Genomic DNA, 13,481 nt, shown 5'->3' on the forward strand with positions numbered 1-13,481 from the left:
CGTATCGATAGCGCATGTGATCTCATCGACACGAGCCGCATAGCGAGGAGTGGATTCCATGACGACGCGCGAACAGGCCACCGCGACAGCGCCGACCGCCTCGCGCCGATCCAAGATCACTCCCGAGCGTGCGCAGGAGTTCTACGACGCGGTCCTCGACCAGCTGCGCAGGAACGGGTACGACGCCCTGACCATGGAGGGCGTGGCGGCCCAGGCGTGCTGCAGCAAATCGACGCTGTACCGTCAGTGGCGGACGAAACCGCAGCTCGTGGCCGCCGCGCTGCGGGCCGGACGCTGTACGAAGTTCTCCGCGGCCGACACCGGCAGCCTCGCGGGAGACCTCGTGGCGGCCGCGCGGAACGCGGCGGCGCAGTCCCTGCCGGACACCGCGCTGATGCAGGCCCTCGGGCACGCGGTGCGCGAGGACGGCGAGCTGCGGGGCGCGCTACGGGAGGCGTTGATCGAGCCGGAGCTCACCTCGATCGACGCGATGATCGAGCGGGCGGTGGCCCGCGGCGAGATCGCCGCCGACCACCCCGCGCTGCCGTACCTGGCCGCGCAGCTCTTCGGAGTGATGCGCAGCCGCCCTGTCCTGGAGGGGCGCGACGCCGACGCCGACTACCTGGTCGGCTTCGTCGAGGCCGCGCTGCTGCCGGGACTCGGCCTGACCGCCACGGATCGGGCCACCTGAACGGGAGGCCACCGGTCGCAGGGATGACCGGCCGGTGGTCTGCCCGCGCCGCACCGTGGGGACGGGGGCGGCGCGCACCCCCGGGCCGGGCGGGTACCTCTTGAGCGGAGAGGAACCGCCCGGCCCCAGGTGTGTCCGGGACCGGTGCCGGGCCCTCAGACGTCCTGGCCGTCGCCGCCCGTGGCGCCGCCGGTGACCGAGGCCTTCTTGATGCCCTTGACGAGCTTGTCGATCGACGTGTCGTCCGGGCCCGCCTTCTTCTCCTTGGCGGTGCGGGGTATGTCCACGCCGATCCGGACGACGAGGAGCGACTTGGCGTCCGACGGCGAGGGGAAGACGACCGACTCGACCCAGGCGTCGATCCGCGACTTGGTGTCCACGTTCCAGCGGATCCGGTAGCCCTGCTGCCCGGCGACCGTGACCTTCTCGGAGAGCAGCTCGTCGTGCTGGACGATGCCGCCGTACACCTCGCCGCCGTAGGACGCCTTCGCGTTGGCGACGATGTCCTGCTCCGCCGCCGCCTCCGCCGTCGTCCCGTCGATCTTCAGGCTCTTCGCGGACGCGATGGAGGCGCCGCCCTTGACGCAGCTCTGCTCCACGTCGTCGGGGCACTTGTACGTCCCCGTCTGCACCCCGGCGCCGCCCGCGCCGTCGGAACCCGTCCAGCCTTCGAGGACCGGCAGCGCCACCCCGTTCAGGATGTCGGTGGCGTACCCCTCGTCGAGCGGCGCCCGCGGCGCCTTGGGCGACTGCGGCGACTCCGGGGACTCGCCGCCACCGCCGCCGCCCCCGGTGGAGCCGCCCGGTCCGTCGGGCCGTCCCGGCTCCCCGGGCCGCTGCGACTCGGAACCGGCCCGGCTGCTTCCGCCGCCGTCGTCCGCGGTCAGCGCGTAGACACCGCCCACGATCCCGGCGAGCACGACCAGCGCGACACCGGCAGCGAGGGCGATCTTCCCGCGGTTGCGGGGCTTCGGCGGCAATTGGCCCGGATAGCCCGGGTAGTTGCCATATGCCGGATACATCCCCGGTGCGGGCGGCTGCGGTACGGGAGCGGTGACCGGCGGCGCGGCGACCGGCGGCGCGGCCGGCTGGGCGGGAAGCGGCGGCGGGGTCGTGGCCGGCCGGGTCTGGTCGGTCCAGCGGGCGCCGTCCCACCAGCGTTCGGTGCGCGGGCCGTCGGGGACCTGGCCGGGGTCGGGGTACCAGCCTGCGGGAGTCTGCGACGTCATGCACGGAACAGTATGAGGCGCGCCTGAAAAGGGGATGAGAGGGTCCGCCCACCGCACGCAATCGTTACGCGGGGCCGCCGCCGCTCGGTCGGGGCAGGCGGCAGACCGGCCGGGTCGCGCCCCGGATTCGCCCCGGCGCGGAGAAATCCGTTCGGCTGTGAAGACCCCCCACCACGGCGCGGCGCGGCCCATTACTCTCGTGACCAGCACCGCACGCCGGTCGATCTTCTCGGTCGGGGCGGACGTCACCGGGAGGACGCGGGATGAGTCAGGGCCGGCACCACGACGCCGCCTCCGTAGCCCCGCCGTTGTGGGAGCGCGACGCCGAACTGGACGTCGCCGCAAGCGCCTTGGACGACCTGTGCGCGGATGCCGCCTCCTCCGGGAGCCTCGTCGTCTACAAGGGCGAGGCGGGCATCGGCAAGACCGCGCTGCTCGGCCAGGTCCGCGAGACCGCCGCGGGCCGCGCCACCGTCTGGTCGGCCCGCGGCGGCGAGACGGTCACCTCCGTCCCCTTCAACGTCGTGCGCCAACTCCTGCAGCCCGCCCTGCTCGCGCTCTCCGAGGAGGAGATCCGGGAGTACTTCGGCGACTGGTACGACATCGCGGGCCCCGCCCTCGGCATAGCCGAGCCCACCGGACGCCAGGCCGACCCGCAGGGCGTGCGCGACGGCCTCGTCGCCGCCGTCTCCCGCCTCGCCCGCCTGCACTGGCCGCTGGTGATCCTCATCGACGACGCGCACTGGGCCGACCTGGAGACCCTGGAGTGGCTGGCCGCCTTCGCCGAGCGCCTCGACGACCTGCCGGTGCTCGTCGTGGTCGCCCAGCGCGACCCGGAGCGCGAGGCCGCCGCCGTCTGCCTGGAGGCGGTCGCCGCCGCCGCCCGGCCCGGCACCGCCCGGCTGCGCGCCCTCACCCCCGACGCCACCGCGGGACTCACCCGCGCCACGCTCGGCGACCACGCCGACGACCCGTTCTGCCGCGAGGTCTGGGCGGTCACCGGCGGAAACCCGTACGAGACCGTCGAGTTGCTCGCCAAGGTGCAGGACAGCGAGCTGCGACCCGACGAGGAGGCCGCCGCCGAACTGCGCGCCCTGAACAAGTCGGCGCGCGGCCGCGGCCTCGTCGCCCGCCTCGAAGGCCTCGGCATCGAGGCGACCAAGTTCGCCTGGGCCGCCGCCATCCTCGGCACCCGCATCGACCCCGGCCTCGCCGCGCTGCTCGCCGGCCTCAACCCGGAGCAGGCCGGCCGGTGCGCCGAGCGGCTGCGCGCCGCCCGCATCCTGACCGACGGCGGGTACGGCGCCGGCAGCGACCTGGAGTTCGTCCACCCGCTCATCGCCTCCGCCGTCTACGACGCGATCCCGCCGGCCACCCGCACCGCCATGCACGGCCAGGCCGCCTGGGCCGTCACCGCCTCCGGGCACGGGCCCGCGGCGGCCTCCCGGCACCTGCTCGAAGTCCACCCCGACGACGACCCGGAGCTCGTCGAGCAGATGCGGGCCGCCGCCCGCGAACACCTCGCCGTCGGCGCGCCGGACGCCGCCCGGCGCTGCCTGGAGCGCGCCCTGCAGGAGCCACCGCTGCCGGAGGTCCGCCCGCACCTCCACTACGAGCTGGGCTGCGCCACCCTGCTGACCTCGCCGGCCGCCACCATCAGGCACCTGGACGCCGCGCTCGACACCACGCCGGGCCTGGTCGGCGACCTGCGGGTCGACGCGGTCTGCCGACTCTCCCAGGCCCTCGTCCACAACGACCAGCTGGAAGAGGCACTGCGCCTCATCGACGCCGAGGCCGACCTCCTGGAACCCGGGCCCGCCCGACTGCGCCTGCAAGCCGTCCACTTCATGTGGGAGGGCATCCACGCGGGCGAGGAGGACTCCCCGGGCCGCTCCCGGCGCCTGGCGTTGATCGCGGACAACCTCGGTGGTCGGGACAATCCGGAGCGCGCCCTGCTGATCCTGCGCGCCTTCGACGCGATGACCCGCGGGGAGAACGCGGAGGAGGTCGTCGAGCGCTGCGACCGCGCCCTGGTCAACGGCCGCCTCGCGCCGGGACTCGGCTGGCGCGACTCCGAGTGGGGCTTCGAGGTCCTCACCATGCTCGGCAGCGCCTACCTCTTCGCCGACCGGCTCGACCGCGCCGAGTCCCTGTTCACCGGGGCCGTCCGCGAGTACGAGACGGCCGGCTGGAGCGGCGGCCACCTCTCGATCGCGCACGCCTTCGTCGGCTACGTGCACCGCAGGCGCGGCCGGCTCACCGACGCCGAGGCGTTCCTGCGCGAGTCGCTGCGCCTGGCCGACCGGGTCGGGCGCGGGCTGCCGATGCACTGGGACGCGGCGTGCATGCTCATCGAGACCCTGCTGGCCCGCGGCAAGGCCGACGAGGCCCAGGTGATCGCCGAGCGGTACGCGTTCGGGCCGCCCTACCCCTCCACGATCGTGCTGCCCGACGCCCACTCGGTGCGCGGCCGGCTGCTCCTCGCGACCGGCCGGGTCGAGGAGGGGGTCAACGAGCTGGAGGCCGCAGCCAAGGCCGCCACGGCCCGCGGCGGACACAACACGATCATGGCGCCGTGGGCCTGCGACCTGGCTCGCGCCCTCGCCCCCACCGACCCGCACCGTGCCGCCGAACTCGTCACCGAGGCCCGCACCCAGGCGGAGCGCTTCGGCACGGACACCGCCATCGGCGAGGCACTGCGGTGCGCGGCGGCCCTGGAGACGGGCCAGAAGCAGCTCACCCTGTACGCCAAGGCGGTCACCTACCTCGAAGCCTCGCCCTGCGCGTACGAGCACGCCCTCGCGCGCGTCGAGTACGGCACGGCGGCCCGTTCGCTCGCGGAGCTCAACCGCGGTCTGACCCTGGCCCGTTCCTGCGGCGCGGACGGTCTCGTGGCGCGGGCGAGGGAGGTCCTGGAGACGGGACGCGGGCTGCGGTAGCGGCGCCGGTAGGGGCGGGGGCTCCGGCGGTCGGCCCGGCCGGGCGTCAGTGGTCGCCGGTGAAGAAGGCGGTCAGGGCGGCGGCGACGGCCGCGGGCTGCTCGTCGGGGATGAAGTGCCCGGCGTCGGGCACGACGACTGCGGTGGTGCGCTCGGCCCACGGGCCGAGCGAGCCCGCCATGTCCGGGACGGAGCCGTCGCTGCTGGAGATCCCGAGGACGGGCACCCTCAGGCGCCGCTCGGCGAGCGCCGCGTGGTTCCTGCGCGCCGACTCGGCGGCGTCCCGGTAGTAGGCGAGGGCGGCGCGCAGCCCGCCGTCGGCGGCGAGGGCCGCCGCGTAGTGCTCCACGTCCGCGTCGTCGAACGTGCCCGGGGCGAGGGCCTTCGTCTCCAGGAACCAGCGGACGTACTCGCGCTCGCGCCCGGTGAGCAGGGTCTCGGGCAGCTCCGGCACGAGGTGGAACGCGAAGTGCCAGGTCTTCCACGCCCGGGCCGGGTCCGTGGGGATCGTCTCCGGAAGCGAGACGCCGGGGATGCCCGCGTCGAGCAGGGCGAGACCCCGCAGGTGGCGCTCGTGGGTGAGGGCCAGGGAGAAGGCGACCCAGGCGCCGACGTCATGGGCGGCCAGCCAGTACGACGGCACCCCGAGGGCCGTGACGGCGGCGTGGACGCGAGCGGCGACGGTGTGGGTGTCGTAGCCGCCGTCCGGGCGCTCGGAGTGGCCCTGGCCCGGCAGGTCGACCGCGAGGACGCGGAACCGGTCGGCGAGGGCGGGCATGACGCCCCGCCAGGCTTGCCAGGTCTGCGGGAACCCGGCGAGCAGGACGACGGCAGGACCGTCCGGCCTGCCCCCTTCGACGGCGTGGAGCCGGACGCCGCCGGCGTCGGCCCAGCGGTGGGTGAACCCGGCCAGATCGTGCAGCGGCAGGCCGGGGACGGGGTTGGCTCCGGTGGTGGACCGCGGGGCGGTCGCAGGGGTGTCGGTCACGGGAATCCTCCAGCGGTGGGGGCCGGGCCGGCAACGTAACACATCTTGGACCGATCGTTTCAAGATAGGATGGCCCGGTGACAGGGTCCGGGAAGCGGCCCGGTCAGGACCACCGACACCGGCAAGGACGGGCGCCACGTGGCAGGCAAGAAGCAGTTCGACATGGACGTGGCGCTCGATGCCGCGATGGTCCAGTTCTGGCGCGCCGGGTACGCCGACACCTCGCTGGACGACCTGTCCCGGGTGACCGGCCTGAACCGCAGCTCCATCTACTCCTCGCTCGGCGACAAGGACCGGCTCTTCCTGCGCTGCCTGGAGCGGTACGCCGCGCGCTACGGCGAGCGGTACGACACCGCCCTCGCGGACGCGGCGGCACACCCCCTCGCGGCCGTCCGCGCCTTCTTCGACGTCACTCTCGCGCGGATCGCCGACCCGGACCTGCCCGACGGCTGTCTGATCGCCCAGTCGGTCATGGCGATCCCGGTGCTCGGCCCGGCCGCCGCCGCGTACGCCCAGGAGGCGCTCGGCTTCCAGCGTGCGCGGCTGCGTGCCGCGCTGAAGGCCGGGGGTCTGACCGGCGCCACCGCCGAGGCCTTCGCCGAACACGCGGCGGCCGTGAACCAGTCGCTCGCCGTCATGAGCAGGGCCGGAGCGAGCCCGGCACAGCTGCGGTCCGTCGTCGGCGTGACCGCCGACGCGCTCGCCCACGCACTGGCCGGGGCCGGCGGGGGGAGCTAGGGTCTGTCCGACAATTCCCGTCTGCCCCACGACGCCTAGCACGTGCTCACGCGCCGTCGTCGCCCAGCTCGGCGAGGACGCGCTGGGCCACGCCGAACGCGGCGTTGGCGGCGGGTACGCCCACGTACACGGCGCACTGCTGGAGCACCGCGCCGATCTCGTCGGGGGTCAGGCCGTTGCGGCGGGCCGCCCGGACGTGCATGGCCAGTTCGTCGAGGTGGCCGTGGGCGACGAGCGCGGTGAGGGTGACCATGCTGCGCTCGCGCCGGGACAGCGTCGGGTCGGTCCAGATCTCGCCCCACGCGTAGCGCGAGATGAAGTCCTGGAACCGGGCCGTGAACGGCGTCTGCCGGCTCTGCGCCCGGTCCACGTGCGCGTCGCCGAGCACCTCGCGCCGGACCCGCATCCCGCGGCGGGCATGCTGCCCCAGGTGGCCGCGGAGCGCCCCGAGCACCGCCCCGGGCCGCTCGGCGACGGCCAGGTGCGAGGCGCGCGCCAGCTCGACCAGTTCGGCGCCCGGCACCGCGTCGGCGATCTCCCTCAGGTGGGCGGGGGGCGTCGCGGGGTCCTCGCGCCCGGCGACCAGCAGCGTGGGCACACGGATCTCGCCGAGCCGCTCGCGCAGGTCGAAGGCGGCGAGCGCGTCACAGCACGCGGCGTACGCCCCCGGGTCCGCCTCGCGGGTGTCCCGCACCAGCCGCGGCACCGTGAAGCCGGGCGTGAACCACCGCTCCGGCGCCGACTCGGCGACGCGTCCGGTCCCCTCGGCGCGGACGAGCGCGGCCCGCTCGCGCCAGGGCCGCGCGCCGCCGAAGTGGGCGGAGGAGCACAGGACGGCGAGGCTGTCGAGCCGCTGCGGGTGGTGCACCGCGAGGTGCAGGCCGACCGCGCCGCCCAGCGACACCCCCGCGTACGCGAAGCGGTCCAGGCCCAGCTCGTCGGCGAGGGCGAGCACGAGACCGGCGAGGTCCGCCACGGTGGCGCCCGCCCCGATCGTCCCCGCGTCGGAGCCCCCGTGCCCGGGCAGGTCCCACCGCACGACGCGGTGCCCGGCCGAGAGTTCGGGCGCGACCTGGTCCCAGAGCGCCGCGGACGTCCCGAGCGAGGGGCCGAGCAGCAGCGGCGGCGCGGAGGTCGGCCCCTCGGCGTGGTGCTGGAGTACGGGGGAGGGGGGCATGGCACAGCTCCAGGTGAGGCGGCCGGACGAGCGGCCGGGGTTCGGGGACGGGCGCGGGGCCGCTCAGCGCCGGGACAGCGCCCGGTCCACCAGGGCGGCCGCCGCCCCGGTGTACCGCTCGGGGTCGGTGAGCCCCGCCAGGTCCAGGGCGGACAGCCCGGGCTCGGCGGCGAGTACGTCGGCCAGGGGACGGCCCTGTGCGGCGGCCCGGCGCGTCGCCGCGCCGAGCAGTTCCGTGGCGCGGGCCCGCCCGAGGACCGCGGCGAGTTCCGCCGACAGCCGCTCCGAGACGATCGCCCCGCCGGTCAGCCCCAGGTGCGCGCGCATCGCGTCCGCCCGCACCACGAGCCCGCCGGTCAGCTCGGCGGCGTCCCGGGCCGCCCCGCCGACGAGCCGCAACAGCTCCCGCAGCGGCGCCCATTCGGCGTGCCAGGCCCCGGCGGGCCGTTCGTCCTCCGCGGCCATGGCGCCGTACAGCGTCGCCGCGAGCCCGGGGGCGCGGCGGGCGGCCGCGGCGATCAGCGTGGCCCGCACCGGATTGGCCTTGTGCGGCATGGCGGACGAACCGCCGCCCGTGCCCTCGGCCACCTCGCCGATCTCGGTCCGCGACAGCGTGGCCACATCGGCGGCGATCTTGCCGAGCGCCCCGGCCGTGAAGGCCAGCGCGCCCGCCAGGTCCGCCACCGGCGTGCGCAGCACGTGCCAGGGCAACGCGGGCTCCGCCAGGCCGAGTTCGCGGGCGTAAGCCGTCACCAGGAGCAGCGGGTCTCCGGCACCGTACGTTTCGAAGGCCGCCAAGGTGCCTGCCGCGCCGCCCAGTTGTACGGGCAGCCGGGCCCGCACCGCCCGCAGCCGGTCCCGGGCGTCGAGCACGAGGGAGCGCCACCCGGCGGCCTTGAGGCCGAAGGTCGTCGGCACGGCGTGCTGGGTGAGCGTGCGGCCGGGCAGCACCGTGTCCCGGTGCTCGGCGGCGATCCGCGCCAAGGTCCGCTCCGAGGAGTCGAGTTCGGCGAGGATCACGTCCAGGGTGCGCGCGGCCATCAGCATCAGTGCCGTGTCGAGGATGTCCTGACTGGTCGCGCCCCGGTGGACGTACGGGCCGTGCTCGGCCGGGACGGCCGCCGTGAGGTCGGCGACCAGCGGGATCACCGGGTTGCCCCCGGCACGGGCCCGCCGTGCGAGGTCGCGCGGATCGAAGGAGCCCGCCACCGCGGCCGCCGTCACCGCCTCGCCCGCGCGGGCGGGGGCGAGGCCGAGGGCCGCCTGCGCCCGGGTCAGCCCCGCCTCCGCGTCCAACAGCGCTTGCAGGAAGGCCGCTTCGGAGGTGGTGCGCGTGGCGGGCGCGTCCTCGCTGCCGGGGTCGAACAGGCTCACGTGAACTCCAGGAAGACCGTCTCGCCCTCGCCCTGAAGGCGGATGTCGAAACGGTACGTGCCCCCCGGCTCCTTACGTGCGACCAGTGTGTCGCGCCGCGCGTCCGGCAGGCGCGCGAGGAGCGGGTCGGCGGCGAGCGCCGCGTCGTCGCCCGGCAGGTAGATCCGGGTGAAGAGGTGGACCAGCAGGCCGCGCGCGAAGACGCAGACGCTCAGGTAGCGGGCGTCCGCGCCGCGCGCGCCGGGCCGCAGCGTGCGCACGTACCAGTGGCCGTCCGCGTCGGTCTGGACGCGGCCCCACCCGGTGAACTCCACGCCGTTGCGCCCGAGATGGCCGCCGCTCGCCGGATCGCGCCGCATCGAGCCGTCGACCCGCGGCAGCTCGCCCCGCGGGTCGGCGCCCCATATCTCGACGAACGCGTCGGGGACCGGTGCGCCCGCGCCGTCGTACACGTACCCCCGCACCGCGACGGTGTCCGGGTGCCCGACGGGTGCGATGTCTCCGCCGCCGGGGAAGGGCAGCGCGTACCCGTAGAACGGCCCGACCGTGTGCGAGGGGGTCGGCAGCACGGTCTCGGGCCGGCTCGTGTCGATCTTCGTCATGGCTGCTCAGCGCCCTTCTTCGAGCCAGGTGGCGGACGGCCCGTCGAGCACGATGTCCCAGTGGTAGCCCATCGAGAACTCCGGTACGGACAGGTTGTGGTCGTACGTCGCGACCAGGCGCCCGCGGGCGTCGTCGTCGGTGACCGACTGGATGATCGGGTCGTAGGGGAACAGCGGGTCGGCGGGGAAGTACATCTGGGTCACGAGCCGCTGGGTGAACGCCGTGCCGAACATCGAGAAGTGGATGTGCGCCGGCCGCCAGGCGTTGACGTGCTGGCCCCACGGGTAGGGGCCGGGCTGGATCGTGGTGAAGCGGTAGCGGCCCCCGTCGTCGGTCAGGGTCCGGCCCACGCCGGTGAAGTGGGGGTCGAGCGGGGCGTCGTGCTGCTCGCGCCGGTGGGCGTAGCGCCCGGCCGCGTTGGCCTGCCAGATCTCGATGAGCTGGCCGCGTACCGGGCGGCCCGCGCGGTCCAGGAGGCGGCCCGAGACCGTGATCCGCTCGCCGATCGGTTCGCCCACGTGCTGCCGGGTGAGGTCCGCGTCGAGGGCGGTGACGTCCCGCTCGCCGAACGCGGGGGAGCCCAGCTCGACCAGCTCCGGGTCCCGCTCCACGTCGATGGCGACGAGCGGCTGCTTGGGGTGGCGCAGGACGGAGGAGCGGTACGGGGCGTAGTCGCGGCGCGGGTGGTGCTCGACGGGCGCTCCGCCGGCGACCCGCTCCCGGTACGCGGCGTGCGCGGCCGCCGTCTCCGCGTCGATGTCGTGCTGGGTGAGAGCCATGGCGAGGACCCCGTCTCTAGGAATTGCGCAGCTCCATCACGTGCCGGAAATCGCGTGCCGCAAATGCTCAGCGCACTGAGCATTTGTCGAGCGGCCCACACGTTGCCACCGGGAAAGTAGGGCGTCAAGGGGCTACTATCGCCGGGTCCCTGTCGCTCAGTGCACCCGCACGAACCGGCGATCCGACCCGCAGACCGGAGGCCGCATGGCCGCGGTGGACCTGACCACCCACCCCGGGCACCTCGCCCGGCGACTCCAGCAGGCGCACTACCTGCTGTGGACCACGATGGTCTCGGAGGAGATCACCTCACCGCAGTTCGCGGTCCTGAACACGCTGGTGGCCGAGCCGGGCCTCGACCAGCGGACGGTCGGCGAGCGCGTCGGCCTCGACCGGTCCACGATCGCCGAGGTGATCAGCCGCCTCACCCGGCGCGCGCTGGTCGACAAGGCGCGGGACCCGGACGACGGGCGCCGCTGGCTGCTGCGGGCGACCCCCGAAGGGCTGCGCACCCACACCCGGCTCGCCGTGCGCACCGCGCGGATGAACCAGATCTTCCTGGCCCCGCTGAGCGCCGAGGAGCAGACACAGTTCTTCGGCCTGATCCAGCGGGTCGCCGACGCGGCGGAGGGGCTGCGCCACCCGCCGGGGCCCCCGGCGGCGCCCTTAGGGCCTGTCTGACAATTCCCGTCTGCCCCACGACGCCTGGCACGCACTCTCGCCGCACCGGGCGCAAGGCCAAGTACGTCCAGTACGAGGCCGTGCGCCCGGCACGCCGAGAGCACGCACCAGACGCCGCGGGGCCGCCCTTCGGGCGACGACGGGAATTGTCAGACAGGCCCTGGCCCTGACGCCGGGCTACTTCTTGGCGAACACCACCCACACCTGCCCCGGCGCGAACGGCAGCGGCCGCCCGTCCGCGGTGAACGTGGTGCCGCCAGCCGCCCCGGGCCTGGACCACGTCGCGTCGTGCGCCCGGCCGTCGCGCAGCACGACGGCCCGCCCCGAGCCGACGGTGCGCGACAGCGGGGAGGCGCTGCCCAGCTTGTCGTGGAAGCGGGACGCCCGGACGTCCACGTACTGCACGACGACGGTGGCGGCGGCGAGCCGGGCGCCGTCCGCCGTCACGGCCGCGCGGCCGTCCATGCCCACCAGCCAGCGCCGCCGCGCCGCGGACCAGTCGAAGGTGAAGCGGGCCGCGGGAAAGCGCACCGTGTGCGCCGTCTCGGCCCTGCCGCCCGCGGGCGGTGCCGCGGCGAAGCGGAAACCGGCCGCCGCCCCCGCGCCGGTGCCCGAGGCCGGCCGGCTGAGCTTCGCGGGCCGCAGGTAGAGGTTGTGCGGGGCGGGCTTCGCGCCGCTGCGGAAGTACGGTCCGCCGCTCGCGCCGGGCGGCGCCACCGCGCGCAGCGGCGCCGCGTCGATCAGCGGCCGCAGGCGGCTCTGGGCGCCCGAGTACGCGAGCGTGGGCCGGTCGAACTGGCGCAGCAGCTCCAGATCGGTCTCCCGCGCGCTGCGGACCGGCCCGACCACGGCGGGAAGCCGGGACCCGAAGACCGCCATCAACCGGCTCAGCCCGCCCTCGACCTGCTCCACGTAGACGATGTCGGCGTCCTCCAGGCCGGTCTGCGGCCGGGCGGCCCCGACATTGTCGATCTTCACGGCGAGCACCCGGGCACCGGCCGGCGCGGCGGAGCCGTTCGCGTCCGGGGACGCCACCGGCTTGCAGGCGGCGACCGCCGCGCCGAGCACACCGGTGACCAGAGCACGCCTGCGCATCCCGTTCGTGTCCACGGCCCCTGCATACCCGCCCGGAGCCCGCCCGAAAGACGGCGGATCAGCGCAGCACGTCCGCCAGGTCGAACCGCATCGGCTCCTCCAGCTGCGCGTACGTACAGCTCTCCGCCGTCCGGTCCGGGCGCCAGCGGCGGAACCGGGCGGTGTGCCGGAACCGTGTCCCGTTCTCCATGTGGTCGTAGGCCACCTCGGCCACCCGCTCGGGCCGCAGCGCCACCCACGACAGGTCCTTCTTGCCGGTCCAGCGGCTCGGCGCGCCCGGCATCCGGGACGCCTCGTGCGCCGCGCCGTCCGTCCACGCCGCCCAGGGGTGATCCGCGGCCGTCTCCATCCGCAGCGGCTCCAGCTCGGCGATCAGCTCGGTGCGCCGCTTCATCGTGAACGCGGCGCAGACCCCGACGTGCTGCAGGGTGCCCGCGTCGTCGTACAGGCCGAGCAGGAGCGAGCCGACGACGGGACCGCTCTTGTGGAGCCGGTACCCGGCGACGACGCAGTCCGCGGTCCGCTCGTGCTTGACCTTGATCATCAGCCGTTCGTCCTGCCGGTAGCGCAGGTCGAGTGGTTTGGCCACGACCCCGTCCAGGCCCGCGCCCTCGTACTGCGCGAACCAGCGCTCCGCCAGCTCCTCGTCGGTCGTGGCCGGCGCGACGTGGACCGGCGCCGTGACGTCCGCGAGCGCCTCCTCCAGGCGCCGCCTGCGCTCGGTCATCGGCGCGTCGACCAATGCCTCGTCCCCGAGCGCCAGCACGTCGAACGCCACGAAGGACGCCGGCGTGCGCTCCGCGAGCGTCCGTACGCGGGAGGCGGCCGGGTGGATGCGCTCGCTGAGCGCGTCGAAGTCGAGCCGCCCGTCCCGGGCCACGACGATCTCGCCGTCCAGGACGCAGCGCTCGGGCAGCCGCTCCGCGAGCGCCGCGACCAGCTCGGGAAAGTACCTGGTCAGCGACTTGGTGGAGCGGCTGGCCAGCTCGATCTGCGCGCCGTCCCGGAAGACGATCGCCCGGAAGCCGTCCCACTTCGCCTCATAGTGCATCCCGGCGGGGAGCGCGGCGGCGGATTTGGCGAGCATCGGACGGACCGGCGGCATCACGGGAAGATCCATGCACCGATTCTGTCCCCTGTGCCCGCTGATCGCCCGGTATGCGCCGTACGTGCCTTCGGCCTAGCGTGG

At 75.0% G+C, this 13,481-nt stretch carries 12 protein-coding genes; 4 read left to right on the forward strand and 8 right to left on the reverse strand.

Annotated elements, in window-relative coordinates:
• Positions 1-58: 58 nt before the first annotated feature.
• The gene (locus tag ACIBW6_RS00560; protein WP_399054988.1) at positions 59-691 is read left to right on the forward strand and encodes a TetR/AcrR family transcriptional regulator; all 633 of its coding nucleotides are present in this window, start codon (positions 59-61) and stop codon (positions 689-691) included.
• A gap of 155 nt (positions 692-846) precedes the next feature.
• On the opposite strand, the gene ACIBW6_RS00565 is transcribed toward ACIBW6_RS00560, so the two are convergent.
• Positions 847-1,920, reverse strand: a complete 1,074-nt coding sequence (locus tag ACIBW6_RS00565) for a DUF2510 domain-containing protein (protein WP_399054990.1) — start codon at positions 1,918-1,920, stop codon at positions 847-849.
• A gap of 263 nt (positions 1,921-2,183) precedes the next feature.
• On the opposite strand from ACIBW6_RS00565, the gene ACIBW6_RS00570 reads away from it, so the two are divergent.
• On the forward strand, positions 2,184-4,859 hold the full coding sequence (locus tag ACIBW6_RS00570; RefSeq protein ID WP_399054992.1) for an ATP-binding protein: 2,676 nt from the start codon (positions 2,184-2,186) through the stop codon (positions 4,857-4,859).
• Between the two features lie 46 nt (positions 4,860-4,905).
• Here ACIBW6_RS00570 and ACIBW6_RS00575 read toward each other — a convergent pair whose 3' ends face one another.
• The gene (locus ACIBW6_RS00575; RefSeq protein WP_399054994.1) at positions 4,906-5,847 is read right to left on the reverse strand and encodes an alpha/beta fold hydrolase; all 942 of its coding nucleotides are present in this window, start codon (positions 5,845-5,847) and stop codon (positions 4,906-4,908) included.
• A gap of 138 nt (positions 5,848-5,985) precedes the next feature.
• Between ACIBW6_RS00575 and ACIBW6_RS00580 the strand changes: the two genes are divergently transcribed.
• Positions 5,986-6,585, forward strand: coding sequence for a TetR/AcrR family transcriptional regulator (locus ACIBW6_RS00580; RefSeq protein ID WP_399054996.1), 600 nt, complete (start codon positions 5,986-5,988; stop codon positions 6,583-6,585).
• A 46-nt stretch (positions 6,586-6,631) separates the two neighbouring features.
• Here the strand turns inward: ACIBW6_RS00580 and pcaD are convergent, their stop codons facing one another.
• From pcaD to pcaH, 4 genes are all read right to left on the reverse strand, one after another.
• Complete coding sequence (pcaD, locus tag ACIBW6_RS00585) at positions 6,632-7,762, reverse strand: 3-oxoadipate enol-lactonase (protein WP_399054998.1); 1,131 nt, start codon at positions 7,760-7,762, stop codon at positions 6,632-6,634.
• Positions 7,763-7,825: 63 nt separating this feature from the next.
• Positions 7,826-9,136 carry a 3-carboxy-cis,cis-muconate cycloisomerase gene (gene pcaB / locus ACIBW6_RS00590; RefSeq protein WP_399055000.1) on the reverse strand — a complete coding sequence of 437 codons (1,311 nt, stop codon included), beginning with the start codon at positions 9,134-9,136 and terminating at the stop codon, positions 7,826-7,828.
• The gene (gene pcaG / locus ACIBW6_RS00595; protein WP_399055002.1) at positions 9,133-9,738 is read right to left on the reverse strand and encodes a protocatechuate 3,4-dioxygenase subunit alpha; all 606 of its coding nucleotides are present in this window, start codon (positions 9,736-9,738) and stop codon (positions 9,133-9,135) included. Before pcaG ends, pcaB begins: the two co-directional genes overlap by 4 nt.
• Before the next feature lie 6 nt (positions 9,739-9,744).
• Positions 9,745-10,518, reverse strand: coding sequence for a protocatechuate 3,4-dioxygenase subunit beta (pcaH, locus tag ACIBW6_RS00600; RefSeq protein ID WP_399055004.1), 774 nt, complete (start codon positions 10,516-10,518; stop codon positions 9,745-9,747).
• 205 nt (positions 10,519-10,723) lie between these two features.
• Between pcaH and ACIBW6_RS00605 the strand changes: the two genes are divergently transcribed.
• The gene (locus tag ACIBW6_RS00605) at positions 10,724-11,197 is read left to right on the forward strand and encodes a MarR family winged helix-turn-helix transcriptional regulator (RefSeq protein ID WP_399055006.1); all 474 of its coding nucleotides are present in this window, start codon (positions 10,724-10,726) and stop codon (positions 11,195-11,197) included.
• Positions 11,198-11,374: 177 nt separating this feature from the next.
• On the opposite strand, the gene ACIBW6_RS00610 is transcribed toward ACIBW6_RS00605, so the two are convergent.
• Both ACIBW6_RS00610 and ACIBW6_RS00615 read right to left on the reverse strand, forming a co-directional pair.
• Positions 11,375-12,292: a DUF3048 domain-containing protein gene (locus ACIBW6_RS00610; RefSeq protein ID WP_399056345.1), complete on the reverse strand. Its 918-nt coding sequence runs from the start codon at positions 12,290-12,292 to the stop codon at positions 11,375-11,377.
• A 58-nt stretch (positions 12,293-12,350) separates the two neighbouring features.
• Positions 12,351-13,412: an ATP-dependent DNA ligase gene (locus ACIBW6_RS00615; RefSeq protein WP_399055008.1), complete on the reverse strand. Its 1,062-nt coding sequence runs from the start codon at positions 13,410-13,412 to the stop codon at positions 12,351-12,353.
• Positions 13,413-13,481: the final 69 nt, after the last annotated feature.

This window comes from Streptomyces sp. NPDC049813, from assembly GCF_044465085.1.
Taxonomy (GTDB): Bacteria; Actinomycetota; Actinomycetes; order Streptomycetales; family Streptomycetaceae; genus Streptomyces.

Bases quoted from the DNA above. Each gene is read 5' to 3' on its own strand.
- ACIBW6_RS00560 (WP_399054988.1), top strand. From the start codon at position 59: ATGACGACGCGCGAACAGGCCACCGCGACAGCGCCGACCGCCTCGCGC.
- ACIBW6_RS00565 (WP_399054990.1), bottom strand. From the start codon at position 1,920: ATGACGTCGCAGACTCCCGCAGGCTGGTACCCCGACCCCGGCCAGGTC.
- ACIBW6_RS00570 (WP_399054992.1), top strand. From the start codon at position 2,184: ATGAGTCAGGGCCGGCACCACGACGCCGCCTCCGTAGCCCCGCCGTTG.
- pcaD (WP_399054998.1), bottom strand. From the start codon at position 7,762: ATGCCCCCCTCCCCCGTACTCCAGCACCACGCCGAGGGGCCGACCTCC.
- pcaG (WP_399055002.1), bottom strand. From the start codon at position 9,738: ATGACGAAGATCGACACGAGCCGGCCCGAGACCGTGCTGCCGACCCCC.
- pcaH (WP_399055004.1), bottom strand. From the start codon at position 10,518: ATGGCTCTCACCCAGCACGACATCGACGCGGAGACGGCGGCCGCGCAC.
- ACIBW6_RS00605 (WP_399055006.1), top strand. From the start codon at position 10,724: ATGGCCGCGGTGGACCTGACCACCCACCCCGGGCACCTCGCCCGGCGA.
- ACIBW6_RS00610 (WP_399056345.1), bottom strand. From the start codon at position 12,292: ATGCGCAGGCGTGCTCTGGTCACCGGTGTGCTCGGCGCGGCGGTCGCC.
- ACIBW6_RS00615 (WP_399055008.1), bottom strand. From the start codon at position 13,412: ATGGATCTTCCCGTGATGCCGCCGGTCCGTCCGATGCTCGCCAAATCC.